Source organism: Flavobacterium sp. UMI-01 (assembly GCF_019656315.1).
GTDB lineage: Bacteria > Bacteroidota > Bacteroidia > Flavobacteriales > Flavobacteriaceae > Flavobacterium.
The window spans coordinates 1-22,224 of the sequence record NZ_BPLU01000069.1; the positions used below are offsets into that span (position 1 = coordinate 1).

Below are 22,224 nucleotides of genomic sequence, written 5' to 3' on the forward strand. Positions count from 1 at the left end.
TAGAGCGCAATTTAGAGGTGTTAGAAAAATTGATTTTTTCCTGTTTAGATTATCCAATCTTTTTGCCTAATCCCCAACTTTTGAACTTGATCCCCAATCTTTTTGCCTAATCCCCAACTTTTGAACTTGATCCCAAAAAAAAGAGAACCAAAGCCCTCTTCACATTACCCACCTCAACCCCATCTTTTAGTCATCAAACTCTACCTCATGAGCAGCAAAATCCAAAATCTCTGCTCTCGCACCATATTTCACAATTTCATCTATTCCTTTCTGCGCCATTAAAATCGTGCTATATTTACGACTTACCGCCATCAACGCATCATTCAATACCACTTTGAAGTAAAATTTACCTTTAGCGGTTTTATATTTCAAAAAAGAACAAGAATCAAACTTTGAACGCAACAATTCTGCATCAGCTTCACAATCCATTCGCAACTCATACGGTGCACTAGTAAAAATAGGCTTCCCTTTCCTTGAAGTATATTCAAACTTATAATCCCCACTAAAACGCTTACTTATCACAAAAGACCCCATAGACTAACATCATTATTTTTACAAACCTAAAAATACAACCTTTAATCAAAAACAGCACCCAAAAAGAAGCTTGAGTTATAAACAAAAAAAAGCCTCTTCAAAAGAAGAGGCTTTGTACTCAGAGCGGGACTTGAACCCGCACGAACATTGCTGTTCACTGGATTTTAAGTCCAGCGTGTCTACCAATTTCACCATCCGAGCGTTATGCTTTAAAAGTATGATTTTTAATTTTTTATAAAAAATTAATTAAACCAAACCTATCCGAGCGTTTTATTTTCAAAGATACTGTTTAATTTTCAAAAACAAAATCTTTCGAGCTTTTACGCTTAGAGCGAAAAACGGGGCTCGAACCCGCGACCTCGACCTTGGCAAGGTCGCGCTCTACCAACTGAGCTATTTTCGCATTTTCAATCCTTAAAAAGAACCGCGATACTTGTTCTGTATTGCGGATGCAAATTTAAGACATTTATTGAGTTAAACAAGCAGTTTTTAAATATTTTTTCAAATTATTTTATAACCTTCTGATAACCTAAACTTTAAATATGAAATTATTTTCTGGTCAGCATCCTTTTTAATTCATTTAACTTCATCAAAGCCTCAACAGGGGTTACCGAATTAATATCCAAACTCAATATCTCTTCTTTTATCTCCTCTAACAAAGGGTCATCAAGATTAAAAAAGCTCATTTGCATTTCTTCTTTTTCCGCTTTTATTCCATTCAACGCATCGCTTGAATGATCTTTCTCTAATTTTTTCAATAGCTTTTGAGCTTTCTGAATTACTATTTGAGGCATTCCAGCCATTTTGGCAACATGTATCCCAAAACTATGTGCGCTTCCTCCTTTAACTAATTTTCGAATAAACAAAACCGAATCCTTAAGCTCTTTTACAGAAACATTATAATTTTGTATTCGAGGCAACAATTCATTCATCTCATTCAATTCATGGTAATGGGTAGCAAAAAGCGTTTTGGGTTGCGTAGGGTGTTCATGCAAATATTCAGCAATAGCCCATGCAATAGAAATCCCGTCATAGGTACTCGTTCCACGACCAATCTCATCCAACAACACCAAACTTCTATCTGAAAGATTATTCAAAATAGAAGCCGTTTCATTCATTTCAACCATAAAAGTCGATTCACCCATCGAAATATTGTCGCTTGCCCCCACTCGAGTAAATATCTTATCGATAATTCCCATACGTACGCTGTCTGCAGGAACAAAACTACCCATTTGAGCCAATAACACAATCAAAGCCGTTTGACGCAAAATAGCCGACTTACCAGACATATTAGGCCCTGTTATCATAATCAATTGCTGTGTTACCCTATCCAGAAACACATCATTGGCAATATAAGGCGTTCCTACGGGCAATTGTTTTTCAATAACAGGATGGCGTCCATTTTTTATTTCGAGCTCAAAAGTCTCATCTAATTGTGGACAAACATATTGGTTTTCGATTGCCAGCTGCGTAAAAGAACACAAACAATCCAACTGAGCTACCAAATTAGCATTTAACTGTACCGGCTTAATATAAGTGGTTATCCAAGCTACTAATTGCTCAAAAAGCTCCGATTCGATTTTTTGAATCTTTTCTTCCGCTCCCAGAATTTTAGACTCGTATTCTTTTAATTCTTCTGTAATATAACGCTCGGCACTGACTAAAGTTTGCTTTCGAATCCATTCTGCTGGCACTTTGTCTTTATGTGTATTTCTTACTTCAATATAATACCCAAAAACATTATTGAAAGAAATTTTTAATGAAGAAATGCCCGTTCGTTCAGATTCCCTAGCTTCAATTCCTTCCAGAAATTCTTTTCCAGAGGTAGATATAGCACGCAACTCATCTAATTCATCGCTCACTCCTTTAGCAATTGCATTTCCTTTCGAAATAGCCACAGGTGCATCTTGATTTAAAGTAGTTTTGATTTTTTCTCGTAACAACTCACAACTATGCAAACTATCACCAATAACCTTCACTGCTTCTTGCGGACTTTCCAACGCTAAGGTTTTGATTGGAATAATCGCATCTAGCGATTCTTTCAAATACACCACTTCACGCGGAGAAACCTTTCCTGCCGCAATTTTCGAAATCAAACGTTCCAAATCTGAAATCTGCTTGATTTGATATTGCATTTTTTGCAACACTTCTTGATGTTCTTTCAAATAAGCTACTACCTGATGGCGATTTTTTATCTTATTAATATCTTTTAATGGCAATGCTAGCCAACGTTTCAACAAACGCCCTCCCATTGGGGATAACGTTCTATCCATCACATCTAACAAGGTAACTGCGTTTGGATTATAACTGTGATACAACTCCAAATTGCGAATGGTAAAACGATCCATCCATACGTAGGCATCCTCAGCAATTCGCTGAATCGATGTAATATGCTGTACTTTGTTGTGTTGGGTTTCAGACAAATAATATAAAATAGCCCCCGAAGCAATAATTCCTTCTTTCAACTCTTCAACTCCAAAACCCTTTAACGACACGGTTTGAAAGTGTTTTATTAAGGTTTCAAAGGCATAATCTTCCTTATAAATCCAGTCTTCTAAATAGAAACAATGAAAATCATCCCCAAAATGCTCTTTAAAATTATTTTTGTGTTGTTTTTGAATCAAAATTTCTGCCGGTCCAAAATTTTGCAACAACTTATCAATATACTCCCCATTTCCTTGTGCTGTCAAAAATTCACCCGTAGAAACATCTAAGAAAGACACTCCTATTGTTTTGGCAGCAAAATACACTGATGCCAAAAAGTTATTGGATTTTGAACTCAGCACTTCATCATTCATCGAAACACCGGGAGTTACTAATTCTGTAACGCCTCGTTTTACGATTGTTTTGGTCATTTTGGGATCTTCGAGTTGGTCACAAATAGCCACACGCAAACCCGCTTTTACTAATTTTGGCAAATAAGTATTTACAGAATGATGCGGAAAACCCGCCAATGCCGTTTCACTATCCGATCCAGCACCACGCTTAGTTAAGGTAATTCCTAAAATTTTAGAAGCCCTAATGGCGTCTTCCCCAAAAGTTTCGTAAAAATCCCCCACTCTAAACAACAAACAGGCATCTGGATACTTGCTCTTGATTTCGTTGTATTGCTTCATTAAGGGAGTCTCTTTTACTACTTTATCTTTAGTTGCCAAAATATATTTTTTTTATTTGTGATTAATTATGAAACCGAAGCGAATTTATAGATTTAAATGCTAAAATGGAATTAGTAAAAAAATAAACTTTACTTTTAAGGAAATTTTATAGTATTGGCATGATTTTTTCTTTAGATTTGTTTATCAATTTAAAAAATGGGAAAAAATGAAAAAAATAGTTTTACTTGCCTTATTAACCGTATTTGGAATTGCTAGTTCTAATGCACAAGAAACATCAAAAAAATCAAAAATAGCTCCAAAAACTGCAACTACAAAATTACCTAAAGTTGAAGGTGCAGGAATGGTATTTGAATCAGAAACAATTGACTATGGTACAATTGCACATAACTCAGATGGTAACCGTCAATTTGTATTCACTAATAATGGAACAAAACCATTAATTATCACAAACACTACAGGTTCTTGTGGCTGTACTGTACCTACCACTCCAAAAGAGCCTATCGCTCCAGGAGCTAAAGGAGTTATCGGAGTAAAATACGCGACTGACAGAGTGGGGCCATTTACTAAAACAGTAACCGTAACTTCAAATGCAGAAGGTCAACCAACAAAAACTTTAACAATTAAAGGAACAGTATTAGCTGATGATGCAAAAAAGAGCTAATTTTGACACCTAAAACATACTAAAGCTTCCATTTTGGAAGCTTTTTTTATATTTAATTTTTAAAAAATGAGAAAGCTTGCCAACAGTGAACTAGAACGAAAATCAGTGGAAGATTTTAAAAAATCAGAAAAAACACCTCTCATTTTGGTCTTAGATGATATTCGAAGCCTCCATAACATAGGCTCTGTTTTTCGTACTGCCGATGCTTTCTTAATAGAAAAAATCTACCTCTGTGGTATAACAGCCACCCCACCTAATAAAGAAATTCACAAAACAGCACTTGGCGCTACTGAAACAGTAGCATGGGAACATCATGAAAACGTTTTGGATGTTATTGCGAATCTAAAAAAAGAAAATATTCTCACACTCGCCATAGAACAAGTAGAAAGTGCCACCTTCTTACAAGATTTTCAAATCCAAAAAAACCAAAAGTACGCACTCGTATTTGGGAATGAAGTTTTTGGAGTTTCGCAAGATGCAGTAAAACTATGTGATGGCTGTATTGAAATTCCGCAATTGGGCACTAAACACTCCTTAAATATTTCGGTTAGCGCTGGTATTGTTGTTTGGGATTTATTTAAAAAAATCAACAATGACTAATGCTTACACTTTGAAGTAGAAAATTAAACAAAATCAATATCCTGAACCACAACACAATCGCTATTATCTACACATTTCTCTAGCATTTGTACTAGAGTTAACTTCAATATAGGATGTTCCCACTGCAAGTCTAAATCAGAAATAGGTAACAAAACAAACTTTCGATCCTGCATCAACGGATGAGGGATTTGAAGTTGCTCATTGTGAATAATTTCGTTTTCACAAAAAACCAAATCGATATCAATAATCCGTGATTGGTAACCTGACTGCTCAACCCGAACACGTCCCATTTCTTTCTCAATCAACAAAGCGTTATTTAAAACTTCGATAGGTCTTTGAGTTGTTACGACTTCCAAAGCACAGTTATAAAAAGCATCACCATCAAACCCCCAAGCAGGCGTTTCATACAACTTAGACACCTGAGTGACTGTTCCTATTTTTTCTTTTATCAATTGGATACAAAACAAAATGTTTCCCAATTTATCCCCTTGATTTGTTCCTAAGGACAAAACAACCTTATGACCTAACTCCATTTTTCGATTGATGTGTTTTAATTAACCCCAAATTAACTAAATCCTTTTTAGAATTAAGGATATATTTGCATAAATTAAAGTGCACAATCTGTATCATTGTATAATATTTCTTCTTCTTATAAAAAATAACAATATGAAATTTCTAGGAAATGTTGCCGCAACCATAGTAGGTTTATTTGTTTTTTGTTTACTATTCCTTTTTGGAATTGTTTTTATCTCCGCTGTTTTTAATGATGATTCCGAAAGCACCCTTGTCAAAAAAAATTCGGTTATCGAGCTTGATTTAGCCGAAATTGAAAATGATTACGGTGGCAAATACAAAGACCCTTTGATGACTTTTTTCTCAGACAACGATGAAATAGGACTAACAGATGTGTTAAACGCAATTACTAGCGCCAAGACAGATGAAAACATCAAAGGAATTTCAATTGTAAACAGCCATTCATTACTAGGCATGGCACAAAGTAAAACTTTGCGAGATGCTTTGGAAGATTTTAAAAAATCAGGCAAATTTATCATGGCCTATTCCAATTCGTATTCACAAAAAGAGTACTACCTCAATTCGGTAGCCCATACTATTTACCTCAATCCTGTGGGAAACATGGACTTCAAAGGTTTGTCATCCGAAATCCTGTTCTTCAAAGATTTACAAGAAAAATCAGGAATCAAAATGGAAGTGATTCGACATGGAAAATACAAAAGTGCCGTCGAACCCTTTTTGGACAACAAAATGAGTGAAGCCAATAGAGAACAGATAGAAGCGCTACTAACTTCTATTTGGAACACGGTTGTAACTGATATTTCCAAAAGCCGAAATATTGCTATTTCACAACTTAATACTATTGCCAATAACCTTCAGGCTAGAACTCCATTATTAGCAAAGCAAAACAAATTAATTGATGTAATTGCTTATGAAGACCAATACCACGATGCTGTTAAAAAAGCATTAAAAGTAAAAAAAGACGAAGACTACCACCGTATTTCCATCGAGAATTACACCAAAAAAATATTACTCGACAAAGAATTTGAAGAAACTGATGATGCGATTGCCATACTCTATGCGCAAGGCGAAATCCAGTCTGGGGAAGGTGACGTCAACACCATTGGCGAATTATCAATGAATCGTTCATTGCAAGAAGCCCGTAAAGACAAAAACATTAAAGCCATTGTGTTACGAATTGATAGCCCAGGAGGAAACGCCTTAACATCGGATTTAATTTGGAGGGAAATTGAACTGACCAAAAAAACAAAACCCGTAGTAGTATCCATGGGTAATTATGCCGCTTCTGGAGGCTATTATATTGCTTGTAATGCCAATCAAATTTTTGCCGAAAAAAACACCATCACCGGCTCCATAGGCGTTTTTGGAATTTTACCTAATTTCAATCAATTAGCCACTAAAATAGGCATTGATGCCGAACAAGTAAAAACCCATCCTAATGCATCAGAATACAGTCCTTTTGTTCCTCTTGACGATACTTTCAAGGCTGTAACCACCGAAAATGTAGAACACATTTACAACACCTTTGTCGCTCATGTAGCCCAAGGACGTAAAATGACATTTGCCCAAGTAGATGCCATAGCTCAAGGTCGCGTATGGACTGGGAGTGATGCACTTAAAATAGGTTTAATAGACAAAATAGGAAGCTTAGATGATGCTATCAAAGCCGCGGCAACACTAGCCAAAACAAAGAAGTATTCCACCAAAAGCTTCCCTGAATTTGAAAAAAGTTTTGATGCTATGTTTAACGAGCTACCTTTTGGTCAATCCAAAACAGCATTTATAAAAGAAGAAATTGGTATTGAGAACTACAAAATCATTCAACAAATCAAACGGATGCAAGCACGTAAGGGAATTCAAGCTATTTTACCTTATGAAATTTCCATCCAATAAATCCCTTAAAAATCCGTTTTTGAATTATTAGAAACGGATTTTTTTTATGCCTAACAACCATTTCAAACTGTAAATTCGTATATTCACTTATCAATTACGGCAGTATTTTTGATAGTATTGCTATAAAATAAAATTTCATGCTATGTTAAAAAAAATCGCACTCATAACTGGAGGATTCCTACTGCTGTTAGCCGGAAGTTTATTTGCTATCCCGTATTTTTTTAAAGACCAAATCCAAGCTAAAATCACAGCTGCTATCAATAAAAAAGTAGATGCCAAAGTGGCTTTTGCTAATGCCGATTTGAGTTTGTTCAAAAACTTCCCCAATGCCACAGTGACTATTGACTCATTGAGCATCATCAATAAAGCTCCATTTGAAGGTGATACGCTAATTGCTTTAGGTGAATTGCAATTAAAAATGTCCGTCAAAGAACTTTTTAAAGAAAAAAATGAATCGATCGCTATTCAGGGAATCACTTCAAAAAATGGCTTGATTAACATCATCTTTAACGAAGACGGCCTTGGAAATTATGATATCGCTTTGAAAGAAGACAACCCGCAAGACGATAATGGAAAGAGCGAGCCGTTAGCCTTAAAAATCCAAGAATACGCCATTGCTAATTTTCAATTTCGATATACGGACAAAGCCTCAAAAATCAAAATGGTTATTGACAGTTTAAACCATAAAGGTACAGGAGATTTTGCTACTTCAAAATTGGATTTAGACACTCATTCTACTGCTACCATTTCATTAGATATGGACAAAGTCAATTACATGAAAAATGTAGCATTGACTTTAGACGCAATTCTAGGAATTGATTTAGATCAGAACAAATATACCTTCAAAGAAAACAAAGCTTTAATCAATCAATTACCTTTAGAATTTGATGGTTTTATTCAGATGGTTGAAGCTGGTCAAGAATACGATTTGAAATTTAAAACTCCAACTTCGTCCTTCAAAAACTTTTTAGGCTTAATTCCTGCTGCTTACTCCTCTAGTCTAGACAATGTGAAAACGACAGGAGATTTTACTGTTGCTGGGTTTGCCAAAGGTACTTATACGGATACAACTGTTCCTCAATTCAATATTGAAATCGCTTCTAACAATGCATCCTTTCAGTATCCAAACTTACCTAAATCAGTTCAAAATATTATTATAGACACCCAAATTGTTAACACAACGGGAATTTTGAATGATACTTATGTCAATTTGGACAAATTATCCTTTACTATTGACCAAGATGTTTTCAATGCCAAAGCTACAATTCGCAATATTACTCAAAATGCATTGGTGGATGCCATGCTAAAAGGAACTATTAATCTCAGCAACTTATCCAAGGCCTACCCAATCAAGCTTGACAAACCTTTGGCAGGGATTTTAAAAGCGGATGTAGTTACTAATTTTGATATGGCTTCAGTTGAAAAAAGCGAATACCAAAACATCCGAAATTCAGGAACGATGAGTCTTTCTGGTTTCAAATATACTGATGAAAATGGCAAATCCATGAACATCAGTACGGCTTTGATACAATTCAACCCTAATCAAGTTAATTTAAAACAATTTAATGCGACTACTGGAAAAAGTGACCTTAGCATCACGGGAGTTCTGGATAACTTCTATGGTTTTATTTTCAAAAACCAAGAACTAAAAGGAAATTTCGCATTACAATCGAATCAATTGGCCGTTAATGACTTCATGACGGCAGAGGAACCTGTAAAAACAGCAAACGAAACTAAAAAACCCGCTGAGGCAATGAAAATCCCAGCCTATTTGAATTGTTCGCTTACCGCTAAAGCCAATACGGTTTTATACGATAATCTGACCTTAAAAGAAGTCTCGGGTAAACTCATTGTTAAAGACGAAAAAGTAACGATGGAGAATGTCAAAACTGCCATTTTTGGTGGAACTATCGGCTTGAATGGTTCTGTTTCCACCAAAGGAAAAACACCCGTTTTCGACATGAGTTTAGGATTAACTCAGGTAGATATTGCGCAATCCTTCACCCAATTAGACTTACTTAAAAAAATTGCTCCCATTGCAGGAATCATCAACGGAAAATTAAATTCTTCAATTAAACTCAACGGAAACCTAACTAATGACATGAGTCCCGATTTAAAAACCCTTACAGGTGACTTGATAGGACAATTGCTAACTTCCACTATTAATCCAGAAAAATCAACTTTATTAACCGCTTTAACTTCAAATATTAAATTCATTGACTTAGACAAAATCAATTTGAATGATTTAAAAGCTGCTATTAGTTTTGATGATGGTAAAGTTAACATCAGGCCTTTTGACATCAAATACAAAGACATTAAGGCGACTATTGGAGGTTCACATGGATTTGACCAAAGCATGAATTATAGTTTAAAATTTGATGTTCCTGCTAAATATCTAGGGGCGGAAGCTAATGCTCTAATTGCAAAATTAACACCAGCGGATGCAGCAAAATTGGAGAACATTCCAATTAATGCTATCATGACTGGAAATTTTTCAAACCCAAAAATTTCTACCGATATGAAAACCGCTGTGACTAATTTGACCAATCAATTAGTACAACAACAAAAGGCAGCTTTAATCAATAAAGGGACGTCAAAACTAACTGACCTCATCAATAAAAACAAACCCGCTGGAGACACCTCTAAAACCGTGGTACCAACTACTAAAGCGGAAGTACAAGAAAAAGCCAAAGAAGAGGTAAAAACTAAAGCAACCGACTTAATAAAAGGTTTTTTAAACAAGAAAAAACCAGCGGAAGAAGCTAAACCTACTGAAACCAAACCCGTTGAATAAGACACAAGAAGTGCCTAACACTTGGAAAGCATTCTCGTATTAAGCACTTCTTTTAAATTACATTATCAACAATTAACTAGATAAAAGTATCCAAAATCAAAGTCCCAATACTAAAGATTTATTTGTACCACATACCCTTCGGAACCACGAACATTAAAAACGGTTCCGTCTTCAAACATCAAGTATTGCCCTTTAACCCCTATTAATTTCCCTTTATAAGTTGGTGTTTTATCCAGACTTAAACTTTTTACTTTGTTAGGATAAACCAAAACAGGATATTCCATTTGATACAAATCGTATTTATCTAAAACAAAATAATCTTTAACCTCATCGGGAATTAGGGATTCTAATTTCATTCGTTCACCAACTAAATCAACAGGCTCAATGGCATTGGTCAACATTTTACGCCAATTGGTTTTATCTGCGTAATGGTCTTTGAGGGCAACCTCAGTAATTCCTGCCAAATAGCGATTTGGCACTTCTACAACAGCAATGGCTTCATTAGCCCCTTGATCAATCCAACGTGTGGGCACTTGTGATTTTCTCGTGACTCCTACCTTGATTTCGCTTGACAGCGCTAAATATACAATATGAGGTTGCAATTGTGCTTTTTGTTCATAAACCAAATCCCTATCAGCTATACCCAAATGCGCTGTACTCAATTCTGGTTTCATAATCCAATCCCCTACTGCAGCACTCGAATAAAAACAGTCGTAACAAAACCCTTGACGGAATATTTTTTTCTTCTTATTGCAATTTAAACATTGATACCCAATCAATTGAATTTCTAGTTCTTGATTCAACACTTGGTTCATATTGAGAAAACTATCTTCAAAAACTAAATAATATTGGATTGGATTGCCAAATTCAGTTTGCATTTTTGCTAGTACACCTTCGTATTGCATGGAATTATGGTTTGATATATGACTATTTTTTCTATTTTTGGTAAAGTTATCATTCGTAATGCATAATTCATAATACCATTTTTAAAAAATGCCACTAACTATTATCAATGCATTTGCTTCTTGGGTTTTAAAACAACGAATCCACCAAATAGAACTTTTCTTGAAATACCCTAACGAGGTACAAGAAGAGCTACTGATGAATTTGCTTCAATCAGCCAAATATACTGCTCTAGGAAAACAATACGGATTTGATTCTATCCTTTCATACAAAACCTTTTGCGAAAGGGTCCCTATCAGCAGTTATGAAGAAATTCAACCACTTATTGAACGGACACGAAATGGGGAACAAAATTTGTTTTGGAATACCACTATCAAATGGTTTGCTAAATCTAGTGGCACAACAAATGCCAAAAGCAAATTTATCCCCGTAAGTAATGAAGCGCTTGAAGACTGTCATTACAAAGGAAGTAAAGATTTATTGTGCATGTACCTCAACAACAACGAAGATTCGGAAATGTTTTTGGGCAAAAGTCTTAGACTTGGAGGTAGTTCTCAAATCTATGAAAACAACAACAGTTATTTTGGTGATTTATCAGCCATATTGATTGAAAACATGCCTATTTGGGCTGAGTTTAGTAGTACTCCCAGCAACAAAACCTCTTTAATGAGCCATTGGGAAACTAAAATTGCTGCCATTATCAATGAAACTAAAACAGAAAATGTGACCAGTTTTGCCGGTGTTCCTTCTTGGATGTTGGTTTTGATGAACAAAATGATGGAAGAAACAGGCAAAACCAATTTACTAGAAATCTGGCCTAATCTTGAGGTGTATTTTCACGGTGGCGTGAGTTTTGAGCCTTATCGCGAACAGTACCAATCAATTTTACCCAAAAAAGATTTTAAATATTACGAAATATACAACGCCTCCGAAGGTTTTTTTGCCATTCAAGACCTTAACTACTCCAATGATTTATTGTTGATGCTGGATTACGGCATCTTTTACGAATTCATTCCGATGGATGTCTTTGGCACCGAAAATCAATTTGCGATTCGGCTATCAGATGTTGAATTACATAAAAATTATGCCATTGTCATTACCACCAATTCGGGTTTATGGCGCTATCTTATAGGTGACACCGTACGTTTTACCTCATTAAATCCTTTCCGAATTAGAGTTACAGGTCGAACCAAACATCATATCAATGTTTTTGGTGAAGAATTAATGATTGAAAACACAGATAAAGCATTAGCCGAGGCATGTAAATTGACTCATGCTGAAGTAATTGATTATACCGTAGCGCCTATTTTCATGAAAGAAAAAGAAAAAGGAGCGCATGAGTGGATGATTGAATTTAAAACTATTCCAAATGACCTAGCTCTATTTGAGAAAATTCTAGATGAAACGTTGCAAAATATCAATTCTGACTACGAAGCCAAACGCTACAACAACATGACCCTTAATCCTTTGGTAATTAATATTGCGCGTAAGAATTTATTTTATGACTGGCTCAAAGACCGTGACAAACTTGGAGGGCAACACAAAATCCCAAGATTATCCAACAGTAGAGATTATTTAGAGCAATTGAAAAGCATGCAAGTTAAAATTATTGCCTGATGCCATTTTCTGTTTCGACCCCTTACAATCTTATGCGATTAAACACGTAAAGGTTGTGATGGCACGGAAGTATTGTACAAAAAAGAACCTGCTACCCATTCCATCTTACACTTGTTTAAAACATTTTTCCAAAGTAGAAACTTCAAATTTATTAAAATTTTTCAAAGACATTCCTATAAAAAAATAAGTCATACAATCACAGATTAATCAATTTTTAAATAAATTTTCATCTCTAATAACCCTCGTAAAGTGGAAGTAGTGCCAATTTATTCTTAGAATTATTAGTTTAAAAAATTGATGAATCTGTGGTTGTTTTTAATTTGTGCCTGGAAGATTTAAAACTGTTTAAATTTTAGATTTTTTCCATCATATCAATATGCCTGTCGTGGTAGCCTAGCAGGTACAAAACCCCGTCAAGACCAAGACTAGAGATAGAAGTTGCTGCACTTTCCTTCACCTTAGGTTTGGCATGGAAAGCAATTCCTAATCCTGCTAAATTTATCATTGGCAAATCATTAGCACCATCCCCAACAGCAATAGTTTGATTGATATTGATGCCTTCTTTATCCGCAATCGCTTGCAGGTATTCGGCTTTCTTCTTACCATCAACAATATCGCCTAAGTATTTACCCGTCAATTTACCATCTTTTATTTCTAATTGGTTGGCATGTACATAATCAATACCCAATTCTTTTTGCAAATATTCACCAAAATAGGTAAAGCCACCCGACAAGATTGCCGTTTTATAGCCATAATATTTCAACGCTTTCATCAATCGGTGCGCCCCCTTGGTGATAGGCAATCTCTTGGCTACATCTTGTAATACTTCTTCACTCAATCCTTCTAGCAATGCCATGCGTTGTTTAAAACTTTCGTTAAAATCAATTTCGCCATTCATTGCAGATTCAGTAATCGCACGAACCTGTTCTCCTACTCCATTTAACTCCGCCAATTCATCAATTACTTCCGTTTGAATCAAAGTCGAATCCATATCAAAACACACCAAACGACGGTTTCTTCTGTAAATAGTATCTTCTTGAAATGAAATATCAACGTCTAAGGTTCGGGAAATTTCCATAAAATGAGCGGTCATTGTTTTTTTATCAACAATATTTCCTGAAACAGATAATTGCACACAAGAACGAGGATACTCTTCTTTCTCCACGATAGATGTTCGGCCTGTTAATCGTTTTATAGAATCAATATTCAGTTGTTGGTCCGACATAATTTTAGTCACTGCAGCCAATTGCTTAGCTGCTAAAGTTTCGCCCAAAATATTGATGATATAACGCTGTTTGGATTGTGTTTTCACCCAGCTTTCATAATCATCGATTGAGATAGGAATGAACTTTACTTTGATGCCTAACTCATATCCTTTGAACAATAAATCTTTTAAAACAGGTGCTGAACATGAACCCGCTTCTATTTCGAACAAAATTCCTAATGACAATGTATCGTGAATATCTGCTTGACCTATGTCTAAAACGATGGCATTGTAATTTGCCAATACGGAGGTTAATCCAGCTGTCACCCCTGGTTTGTCTTGACCAGAAACTTTTAATAAAATAATCTCTTTATCTTCTATTGCCATTTTTAATTCTGTATTGATTTAGAAGCGACAAAAATCGGTAAACTATTGTTTATAAAAAAGGATATTGAGGGATTTTTTAAAAACATAACGCTCCCACTACACCTATCGGAAACAAACCTTAGATAGACCAAAAGAGCGTAACAAAAAAACCTGCTCAAATGATTTGAACAGGTTCTTATAATTTAACAGAAGAGCTAATTGTTACGAAGCAATTTCCAAACGCTTCAATAAATTTTTATTCAAGGTTTCGCTAGCGTAGTCTTTATCAATTTCTAAAACTTTTTCATCAGAACTTGGTAAGTCATACATGGCATCGGTTAAGATTGCCTCACATAACGAGCGCAATCCACGTGCTCCTAATTTGTACTCTAAAGCTTTATCCACAATGAAATCTAAAGCTTCATCAGTAATACTAAATTCAACCTCATCCATTAAGAACAACTTTTGGTATTGTTTGATTAACGCATTTTTGGGCTGGGTCAAAATCGCTCTTAACGTTTTTCTATCCAACGGATCCATATGGGTTAATACAGGCAAACGACCAATAATTTCAGGAATCAAACCAAAATCTTTAATGTCTTTAGGAATGATGTATTGCAATAAGTTATCCTTATCAATATTATCTGCATTTCTTGAAGTAGAGTACCCTACAGCCTGACGGTTCAAACGCTTTGAAATCACTTTTTCGATACCATCAAAAGCGCCACCTGCTATAAATAAAATATTTTGTGTATTAACCTCAACAAATTTTTGATCTGGGTGTTTACGACCTCCTTTGGGTGGTACATTCACTACTGTCCCTTCCAGCAATTTCAACAAAGCTTGTTGCACTCCTTCACCAGAAACATCACGTGTAATGGATGGATTATCACTCTTACGAGCAATCTTATCAATCTCGTCAATAAAAACGATTCCTCGTTCGGCTTTGGCTACATCATAATCGGCTGCTTGTAAAAGACGTGTCAAAATACTTTCTACATCTTCCCCTACATACCCTGCTTCTGTAAGTACCGTAGCATCAACAATTGCCAATGGCACATCAAGCATTTTTGCTATAGTCTTGGCCACTAAAGTCTTTCCTGTACCTGTTTGCCCAACCACGATGATATTGCTTTTTTCAATCTCAACTTCATCGTCTTCTTGCTGTTGCATCAAACGTTTGTAGTGATTGTAAACCGCTACAGACATTACTTTTTTTGTTTGGTCTTGTCCAATTACATATTGATCTAAAAAAGCTCGAATTTCTTTTGGCTTTTGTAAAATCAAATCTCCCACAACATTTGCGCCTTTACTTGATTTGATTTCCTCAAGTACAATTCCGTGTGCTTGCTCGATACACTTATCACAAATATGCGCATCAATCCCAGCAATTAACAAATTGGTTTCAGGCTTTTTTCGTCCACAAAATGAACATTCTAATTTTTCTTTTGCCATTCTTTTTTAGTGATCAGTAAACAGTATTTAGTAATCAGTTGCTCAGTTTGTGTGATAGGAAATACTTCCTAAAAACTGAACACTAAAAACCTGAACACTGGATACTTAATTTAACTTCTTCTCAACACTTCATCAATCATTCCGTATTCTTTTGCTTCATCAGCAATCATCCAATAATCACGCTCACTATCAGCATATACTTTATCAAATGGTTGACCTGAATGATGTGAAATAATTCGGTACAATTCATCTTTCAATTTTAACATTTCTCTCAAATTGATTTCCATGTCACTTGCTACCCCTTGTGCTCCTCCTGAAGGTTGGTGAATCATTACTCTTGAATGTGGTAACGCAGAACGTTTTCCTTCAGCGCCAGCACATAATAAAACAGCTCCCATAGAAGCCGCCATACCTGTACAAATGGTTGCTACATCAGGCTTAATATATTGCATGGTATCATAAATACCTAAACCTGCATATACACTTCCTCCTGGTGAATTCAAATAAATTTGAATATCCTTTGAAGCATCAGCACTTTCTAAGAAAAGCAGCTGTGCTTGAACGATATTTGCAATTTGATCATCAATACCTGTTCCTAGAAAAATAATACGATCCATCATCAATCTCGAAAAAACATCCAGTTGCGAAACATTCAATTGACGTTCTTCAATAATATATGGAGTCATATTAGTAGGATTCATAGCTGCAATGATTTTATCATAATACATTGCATTTACACCTTGGTGCTTTGTAGCAAATTTTTTAAATTCTTTCCCGTAATTCATTTTAAAAAAAGTTTAAAGTTTAAAAGTTCAAAGTTTAAGATTGTTCTAATGTGAATATAAAACCTTAAACTAAAAAAACAAAGAGCGTCAAAAAATCTTTCTGACGCTCAAATATACTTAATTTTTATTATTTAGTTTTAGTAATAAAATCATAAAGTTATTTTGTGTTTTTTGATTTTTTCAAATCAATCTAAATCAACACTTAACTTCTAACTTTCTACCTTTAACTTTAAATTATTCTCCGTAAGAAGCAGCAATAAATTCTTCGTAAGTTACTTCTTTAGTCGTTGGGTTTGCTTTTTCTTTGAACAACTCCAATAATTTCTCAGCAACTACTTGCTCTGAAAGTCTTTTCACTTCGTCTTGGTTAGACAATACTCTTGCAACAATACCTTGAACTTCCTCGTCAGAAGGATTAGTTTGTCCAAATTGCGCCATTTGCAAACGAATATTTTTAGCTGTAAAAGTCTTTAAATCTTCAAAAGTTATTTTGATATCAGATTGTGCCATAGCTTTACCTTCAATCAATTGAAAACGCAATCCTTTTTCAGAACGTGCATATTCTACTTCTGCTTCTTCTGGAGATAATTTTTTTTCTCCTACAGTTTGCAACCATTTTTTTAGGAATTCAGCAGGCAAATCGAATTTAGTGTTTTCGATTAAAAATTCAGTTACATCCCCTAATAATTTTTGATCGGCTTGTTGTGCAAACTGAGATTCAGCATCTTCTTTAATTTTTGCTTTCAACTCATCTAATGAAGCCACTTTACCTTCACCGAATAATTTATCAAACAATTCTTGATTTAATTCTGCAGGTTCAGAAGTTGTAATTTCTTCAATTGTAAAATCTACATCAACTGCTAAATCATGAACTACATCATGAGCTACTTTTAGGTAATCCATTAATTGGTGATCGTCTTCAAACAATCCTTTAGTATTTACTGTAACAACGTCACCTACTTTTTTACCAATAAATTTATCTGCAGTAGCTTTATCTTTGAAAACTGACAATGAAAGAGTAGTTGTATTTCCAATTCCTTCAGCCTCATTTGTAAAAATTCCTTTTACGTCAGCTCCTTCAACAACAGTTTCTTGAGGAATTGCTGTACCAAATTGTTTTTGAATACGCGCTACTTGTCCGTCAATTAATTTATCATCCGCAGTAACAACATATTTAACAATATCGTTTTTTGCATCCAAATCCAATTCGAAGTTAGGCACCAAACCAATTTCGAATTCAAATGTTAATTCTTCAGCATCCCAATCCAATTCTTCATTAGTAACCGGAAGTGGAGTTCCTAAAAGATTCAATCGCTCTGACTGAATATAACGCTCCAATGCCAAATCAACTACTTTTTTTACTTCTTCTTTCTTGATTTGCTTTCCATATTGTTTAGCAACAAGATCTTTAGGTACTTGTCCTTTTCTAAACCCTTTTACTTGTGCCAAAGGCATTTTTTCGTTGATTCTTTTCGCTACTTGACCTTTGTAATCCATGTGAACTACATTCATCACAATTTTCTCAGTCACAGTGTCTATTGCTACTCTTTTAATATCCATCTTCTTCTTTAATTTACGTAATAAAATTGGGTCGCAAAATTATAAAATTTTCACAAGCCAACCAAGCTTTTTTATTTATTGATTTACAGTATTTTAAGCTAAATTGATTTTTCTACTGGTTCACTTAACCCTACTACAATTACCCTACAGTTATTTATAGCATCGCTTATCTTAAAACCAGTAAGAATCAATTCCGCTTTTTAAACCTTACCAAACTACCAACTCCTTAATAAAAAACTTCAGAATCAAACATATTTTTCTTTGAAGAATTGGATTTACTCAATATTAATTCTATTTTTATAAAGTATTCCATCCGCTGTAAAAGTTAGAATTAACCTTTAACGCGCCCCCAAATACTAGCACATCCATTATGAAAAAACCCAACCTACCTCACAACGAAAGCGAACGATTAAAAGAACTAGAAACATACAAAATCATTGGAGAACTCGAAAGCATTGATTACGACTTCCTTACCCACATGGCGGCGGAAATTTGTGGCACAAAAATCTCCTTAATCAGTTTAATTACCGAAGACAAGCAATGGTTCCTTTCGCATCATGGTATTGATGCCAAAGAAACTCCTCGTGATTTTGCCTTTTGTGGACACGCTATAAATACACCTGACGAAATGTTCATAGTAGAAGATTCCACAAAAGACGACCGTTTTTTTGACAACCCATTGGTCACTGGTGCTCCCAAAGTAATTTTTTATGCAGGCATGCCTCTAGTAAATGAAAACGGTTTCCCATTAGGAACTTTATGCATTATAGACGATCACCCAAAAAAACTAACAGAGGAACAAATTAATTCGTTACGAATGCTTAGCAATCAAGTCATCAAACTACTTGATTTGCATCGCAAGACACTTACACTCAACAAACAAAATACTCGACTAAAGAAAATCACGGAACTTTTCAAAGAAAGCCAACGCATCAACCATGTAGGAGCATGGGAATTAGACTTAGAAACAGGCACGACCTTATGGACTGAGGAAGTATATGCTATTTATGAAGTAGATAATGATTTTGACCATAACAAAGAGAAAGCCATCAATTATTACCATCCTGAGGACCGACATATTATCATCAATGCCATAGAAAAAACCTTAGCTACTGAAGAGCCTTACGATGTAGTTTGTCGTTTTATTTCTGGAAAAAACAATTTAAAATGGGTTCGTTCTTCGGGTAGAGTTTGGAAAGAAAACGGAAAAACGACCAAATTGATTGGAATTTTTCAAGATATTACCGAACGGAAAAATACAGAAGACCAACTTCGTATTAGCGAACAAGCGTTTAGAGGAAACTTTGAACACGCGGCAATTGGAATGGCATTATTAGACGAAAAAGGACGATGGTTAAAAGTGAATAAAAAATTATGTGATATTCTTGGGTATTCAGATGAGGAATTCTTAAACCTCACCTTTCAAGATATCACACACCCTGAAGACTTAGCCTCCGACTTATATCTTCTCAAACAACTTATCCAAGGAAAAAGAGACAATTACACTCTTGAAAAACGCTATATTCATAAAAATGGAGCTATTGTTTACATAATTTTAGCGGTTTCGATAGTAAGAAACAAAGACAATGAAATTCTGTACTTTGTCTCTCAAATTGTAGATATCACTTCCTTAAAAACAACCGAATTAGAATTAGCAAATATTATTGCTTATAATGACGCCATTATGGATGCCAATACGCAGGTCGCCATTATTAGTACTGATACGAATGGTATTATCAAAACTTTCAACGAAGGTGCCGAAAATCTTTTGGGTTACGAAGCCGAAGAATTGATAGGTAAAGAAACACCCCAAATCATTCATCTCCCTGAAGAAATGCAAGCTTCCGCTCAGAAACACCTTTCAGAATCAGGAGAAAAAATTGAAGGCATTTCTATTTTTGTACACAATGCAAGAAACGGAAAAGCCGAAACCAAAGAGTGGACCTACAAACGTAAAGACGGCTCTACTTTCCCTGTCTTACTCTCTATTTCGGCCATCAAACAAAAAGGGGAAATCACTGGTTTTTTGGGGGTTGCCACTGATATTACCCAAATGAAACAAGTGGAAAAAGAAACCCAAGAGCTTTTGGAAATTGCCAATTCTCAAAACAATCGCTTAAAAAACTTTGCCTATATCGTATCACACAACCTACGTTCTCACTCAGGAGGAATTTCCTCCTTAGTCGAACTCATAGAGGCAGAAGAAACGGATTTTAGTCAAACTGAAATTTTTGAATATTTAAAAAAATCATCTGAAAACCTTACGGACACCATCAAACATCTTACAGAAGTTGTGCAAATCAATTTGTCTGACAAAGAAAAATTGACCCCTACTTTATTGCATCCCGTATTAGACAACAACATCAATAGCTTGATGACCCAAGCCAAAAAAGCCAATATTACCATCATCAACGAAGTGGACACTGCTACCATGGTAAAAGCAGTTCCTGCCTATTTAGACAGTATTGTCATGAACTTTATGACGAATGCTATCAAATACCGTTCAGAAGAACGAGAGAGTTATCTAAAAATTCAGACTGAAAAAAATCCAGAATATGTAATATTAAAATTCATCGACAATGGACAGGGAATCAACCTAGAAAAGCATGGGGATAAACTTTTTGGTATGTATAAAACATTCCATAACCATGCTGATTCCAGAGGAATTGGCTTATTTATAACTAAAAACCAAATTGAAGCCATGAATGGCAAAATTGAAGTCGAAAGCGAAATTAACGTGGGGACTACTTTTAAAATATACTTAGACTATGAAAAAAATTGACCAAGTTTGCATTATTGAAGACGACCCTACACATCTATTTATCACCAAAAAATATGTAGAATTATCTGGATTGGTGGAAAATATTATGATATACAAAAACGGAAAAGAAGCTTACGACAAACTAAAAGCCATCTTTATTTCTGCTCAAAAATTACCTGAGATTATCCTGTTAGACTTAAATATGCCTATATGGGACGGATGGCAATTTTTGGAAGAATTCTTAAAAATCCCTATTAAATCAAAAATAAACATTTTCATATTGACCAGTTCTGTCAGCAGTGAGGATCGAATTCAGGCCTCTAAATTTAATCTTAACGGAAAATACCTAGTAAAACCTATCACTTTTAGCGAAATAAAATCCATTTTAGCCGAAATTTAATTACCAAAAAACTTCTCTTTATATTTTTTTAAATAAGAGAAGTATTTTTACTTTAAAGAATTACTAAAAACTATTACCAAAGCAACCGAACAACTAACCAATCCCTTTTGAATGGCAACTAGACAAGTGATTCCTTTTTTTCAATCACTGAAATTTCGTCTCCAAGCTGTAAAATCCCCTCTTTTGGGGTTATCGCATTTTGTCCAAAAATAACCTTCTTCCCTACTTTTTTATATTTTGACAATGTAAACAACGGTTCTTTACCCGAAAAAATTCCTTTTTCAAAATCAACTGTAGTGACAACACAACGTCCACAAGGTTTTACACCGTAAAAAGTATGATTGTCAATGGTAAATTCTGTCCAATTTTCCTCTTCATAAGCTGAACCGCCAGTGAACACAAAATTTGGTCGGAATCGTTGTATTGAAATAGGATTTTCTAAACGAGCATTCAAATCATCTAGCGAAGCTTGCCCAATAATCAAAAAAGGAAATCCGTCTGAAAAGGACGTAATATCTTCTGAACTTACGGCATAATTAGCATCAACTTTTCGGTGGCTTTCTTCAGGCATAAAGACCAATCGAACACCAAATCCTAAAATTCGCGAAAACCAAGCCGAAATTGCAGTATCTACTTCTACTGCTTTTACAGTATCTTCCCAAACTAAAACCTCAATTTTTGGGCTGTTATTCTTTTGCGAAAGCGAAAATCGAACACTTCCCTTTATCGCATCACGATGACAAATAACAAGACTATCGTTTGCTATGCTGGGCTGAAATAAAGCCAACTCAGGATATTCTCTTTGGGTGATAAAAGTACCTTTTTCATCCACAAGCATCCAGCGCCGGTCGTATTCCAATCCGCGAAGGGTTACTTTAGCATGAGACAGGGCTATACCACCTAATGATTTTACAGGATAAATCCAGATTTCTGAAAGCTGAAGCATTATGTTTTTTTCTCAAAAATAAGAAAGTTTAATTAAACACAAACGAGTTTTCCGACAAGCAGGAAATACAAAAACCTCCATAATTCTCACCAGAA

General features: G+C 35.1%; 16 protein-coding genes and 2 tRNA genes. 7 read left to right on the forward strand and 11 right to left on the reverse strand.

Annotation, left to right across the window (positions count from 1 at the left end):
- Nucleotides 1–186: 186 nt before the first annotated feature.
- From K5R64_RS15770 to mutS, 4 genes are all read right to left on the reverse strand, one after another.
- Complete coding sequence (locus K5R64_RS15770) at nt 187–534, reverse strand: DUF1508 domain-containing protein (RefSeq protein WP_220764821.1); 348 nt, start codon at nt 532–534, stop codon at nt 187–189.
- A 115-nt stretch (nt 535–649) separates the two neighbouring features.
- Nucleotides 650–735 (reverse strand) — tRNA-Leu (locus tag K5R64_RS15775).
- Nucleotides 736–864: 129 nt separating this feature from the next.
- Nucleotides 865–937, reverse strand: a tRNA-Gly gene (locus K5R64_RS15780).
- Between the two features lie 145 nt (nt 938–1,082).
- Nucleotides 1,083–3,689 (reverse strand): DNA mismatch repair protein MutS, encoded by a 2,607-nt coding sequence (gene mutS, locus K5R64_RS15785; RefSeq protein ID WP_220764822.1) that lies wholly within the window; start codon nt 3,687–3,689, stop codon nt 1,083–1,085.
- Nucleotides 3,690–3,855: 166 nt separating this feature from the next.
- Here mutS and K5R64_RS15790 point away from each other — a divergent pair, with 166 nt between their 5' ends.
- Both K5R64_RS15790 and K5R64_RS15795 read left to right on the forward strand, forming a co-directional pair.
- On the forward strand, nt 3,856–4,311 hold the full coding sequence (locus K5R64_RS15790) for a DUF1573 domain-containing protein (RefSeq protein ID WP_220764823.1): 456 nt from the start codon (nt 3,856–3,858) through the stop codon (nt 4,309–4,311).
- A 66-nt stretch (nt 4,312–4,377) separates the two neighbouring features.
- A complete protein-coding gene (locus K5R64_RS15795) occupies nt 4,378–4,911 on the forward strand; it encodes an RNA methyltransferase (RefSeq protein ID WP_220764824.1) in 534 nt (177 codons plus the stop codon).
- 23 nt (nt 4,912–4,934) lie between these two features.
- Here the strand turns inward: K5R64_RS15795 and folK are convergent, their stop codons facing one another.
- Nucleotides 4,935–5,444, reverse strand: coding sequence for a 2-amino-4-hydroxy-6-hydroxymethyldihydropteridine diphosphokinase (gene folK, locus K5R64_RS15800; protein WP_220764825.1), 510 nt, complete (start codon nt 5,442–5,444; stop codon nt 4,935–4,937).
- Nucleotides 5,445–5,577: 133 nt separating this feature from the next.
- On the opposite strand from folK, the gene sppA reads away from it, so the two are divergent.
- A complete protein-coding gene (sppA, locus tag K5R64_RS15805; protein ID WP_220764826.1) occupies nt 5,578–7,338 on the forward strand; it encodes a signal peptide peptidase SppA in 1,761 nt (586 codons plus the stop codon).
- A 142-nt stretch (nt 7,339–7,480) separates the two neighbouring features.
- Nucleotides 7,481–10,132: an AsmA-like C-terminal region-containing protein gene (locus K5R64_RS15810; protein ID WP_220764827.1), complete on the forward strand. Its 2,652-nt coding sequence runs from the start codon at nt 7,481–7,483 to the stop codon at nt 10,130–10,132.
- A 110-nt stretch (nt 10,133–10,242) separates the two neighbouring features.
- On the opposite strand, the gene K5R64_RS15815 is transcribed toward K5R64_RS15810, so the two are convergent.
- Nucleotides 10,243–11,037, reverse strand: coding sequence for a DUF2797 domain-containing protein (locus K5R64_RS15815; RefSeq protein WP_220764828.1), 795 nt, complete (start codon nt 11,035–11,037; stop codon nt 10,243–10,245).
- 88 nt (nt 11,038–11,125) lie between these two features.
- Here K5R64_RS15815 and K5R64_RS15820 point away from each other — a divergent pair, with 88 nt between their 5' ends.
- Nucleotides 11,126–12,652 (forward strand): GH3 auxin-responsive promoter family protein, encoded by a 1,527-nt coding sequence (locus tag K5R64_RS15820; RefSeq protein ID WP_220764829.1) that lies wholly within the window; start codon nt 11,126–11,128, stop codon nt 12,650–12,652.
- A 352-nt stretch (nt 12,653–13,004) separates the two neighbouring features.
- On the opposite strand, the gene serB is transcribed toward K5R64_RS15820, so the two are convergent.
- The 4 genes from serB to K5R64_RS15840 all read right to left on the reverse strand — a co-directional run bounded on the left by serB (nt 13,005) and on the right by K5R64_RS15840 (nt 18,022).
- Nucleotides 13,005–14,243, reverse strand: a complete 1,239-nt coding sequence (gene serB, locus K5R64_RS15825; RefSeq protein ID WP_220764831.1) for a phosphoserine phosphatase SerB — start codon at nt 14,241–14,243, stop codon at nt 13,005–13,007.
- A 201-nt stretch (nt 14,244–14,444) separates the two neighbouring features.
- On the reverse strand, nt 14,445–15,677 hold the full coding sequence (clpX, locus tag K5R64_RS15830; RefSeq protein WP_220764832.1) for an ATP-dependent Clp protease ATP-binding subunit ClpX: 1,233 nt from the start codon (nt 15,675–15,677) through the stop codon (nt 14,445–14,447).
- A gap of 110 nt (nt 15,678–15,787) precedes the next feature.
- On the reverse strand, nt 15,788–16,462 hold the full coding sequence (clpP, locus tag K5R64_RS15835) for an ATP-dependent Clp endopeptidase proteolytic subunit ClpP (protein WP_220764834.1): 675 nt from the start codon (nt 16,460–16,462) through the stop codon (nt 15,788–15,790).
- Between the two features lie 234 nt (nt 16,463–16,696).
- Complete coding sequence (locus K5R64_RS15840) at nt 16,697–18,022, reverse strand: trigger factor (protein ID WP_220764835.1); 1,326 nt, start codon at nt 18,020–18,022, stop codon at nt 16,697–16,699.
- Nucleotides 18,023–18,392: 370 nt separating this feature from the next.
- Here K5R64_RS15840 and K5R64_RS15845 point away from each other — a divergent pair, with 370 nt between their 5' ends.
- Both K5R64_RS15845 and K5R64_RS15850 read left to right on the forward strand, forming a co-directional pair.
- Nucleotides 18,393–20,804: a PAS domain S-box protein gene (locus K5R64_RS15845; RefSeq protein ID WP_220764836.1), complete on the forward strand. Its 2,412-nt coding sequence runs from the start codon at nt 18,393–18,395 to the stop codon at nt 20,802–20,804.
- Nucleotides 20,791–21,183 (forward strand): response regulator, encoded by a 393-nt coding sequence (locus K5R64_RS15850; RefSeq protein WP_220764837.1) that lies wholly within the window; start codon nt 20,791–20,793, stop codon nt 21,181–21,183. The genes K5R64_RS15845 and K5R64_RS15850 overlap by 14 nt, the downstream gene beginning before the upstream one ends.
- Nucleotides 21,184–21,301: 118 nt before the next feature.
- On the opposite strand, the gene K5R64_RS15855 is transcribed toward K5R64_RS15850, so the two are convergent.
- Nucleotides 21,302–22,129 carry an MOSC domain-containing protein gene (locus tag K5R64_RS15855; RefSeq protein ID WP_220764838.1) on the reverse strand — a complete coding sequence of 276 codons (828 nt, stop codon included), beginning with the start codon at nt 22,127–22,129 and terminating at the stop codon, nt 21,302–21,304.
- Nucleotides 22,130–22,224: the final 95 nt, after the last annotated feature.

Coding starts and splice junctions, on each gene's coding strand:
- folK (WP_220764825.1), bottom strand. CDS start 5,444: ATGGAGTTAGGTCATAAGGTTGTTTTGTCCTTAGGAACAAATCAAGGG.
- K5R64_RS15850 (WP_220764837.1), top strand. CDS start 20,791: ATGAAAAAAATTGACCAAGTTTGCATTATTGAAGACGACCCTACACAT.
- K5R64_RS15840 (WP_220764835.1), bottom strand. CDS start 18,022: ATGGATATTAAAAGAGTAGCAATAGACACTGTGACTGAGAAAATTGTG.
- sppA (WP_220764826.1), top strand. CDS start 5,578: ATGAAATTTCTAGGAAATGTTGCCGCAACCATAGTAGGTTTATTTGTT.
- K5R64_RS15815 (WP_220764828.1), bottom strand. CDS start 11,037: ATGCAATACGAAGGTGTACTAGCAAAAATGCAAACTGAATTTGGCAAT.
- K5R64_RS15795 (WP_220764824.1), top strand. CDS start 4,378: ATGAGAAAGCTTGCCAACAGTGAACTAGAACGAAAATCAGTGGAAGAT.
- serB (WP_220764831.1), bottom strand. CDS start 14,243: ATGGCAATAGAAGATAAAGAGATTATTTTATTAAAAGTTTCTGGTCAA.
- K5R64_RS15770 (WP_220764821.1), bottom strand. CDS start 534: ATGGGGTCTTTTGTGATAAGTAAGCGTTTTAGTGGGGATTATAAGTTT.
- K5R64_RS15810 (WP_220764827.1), top strand. CDS start 7,481: ATGTTAAAAAAAATCGCACTCATAACTGGAGGATTCCTACTGCTGTTA.
- K5R64_RS15845 (WP_220764836.1), top strand. CDS start 18,393: ATGAAAAAACCCAACCTACCTCACAACGAAAGCGAACGATTAAAAGAA.
- K5R64_RS15855 (WP_220764838.1), bottom strand. CDS start 22,129: ATGCTTCAGCTTTCAGAAATCTGGATTTATCCTGTAAAATCATTAGGT.
- K5R64_RS15790 (WP_220764823.1), top strand. CDS start 3,856: ATGAAAAAAATAGTTTTACTTGCCTTATTAACCGTATTTGGAATTGCT.
- clpP (WP_220764834.1), bottom strand. CDS start 16,462: ATGAATTACGGGAAAGAATTTAAAAAATTTGCTACAAAGCACCAAGGT.
- clpX (WP_220764832.1), bottom strand. CDS start 15,677: ATGGCAAAAGAAAAATTAGAATGTTCATTTTGTGGACGAAAAAAGCCT.
- K5R64_RS15820 (WP_220764829.1), top strand. CDS start 11,126: ATGCCACTAACTATTATCAATGCATTTGCTTCTTGGGTTTTAAAACAA.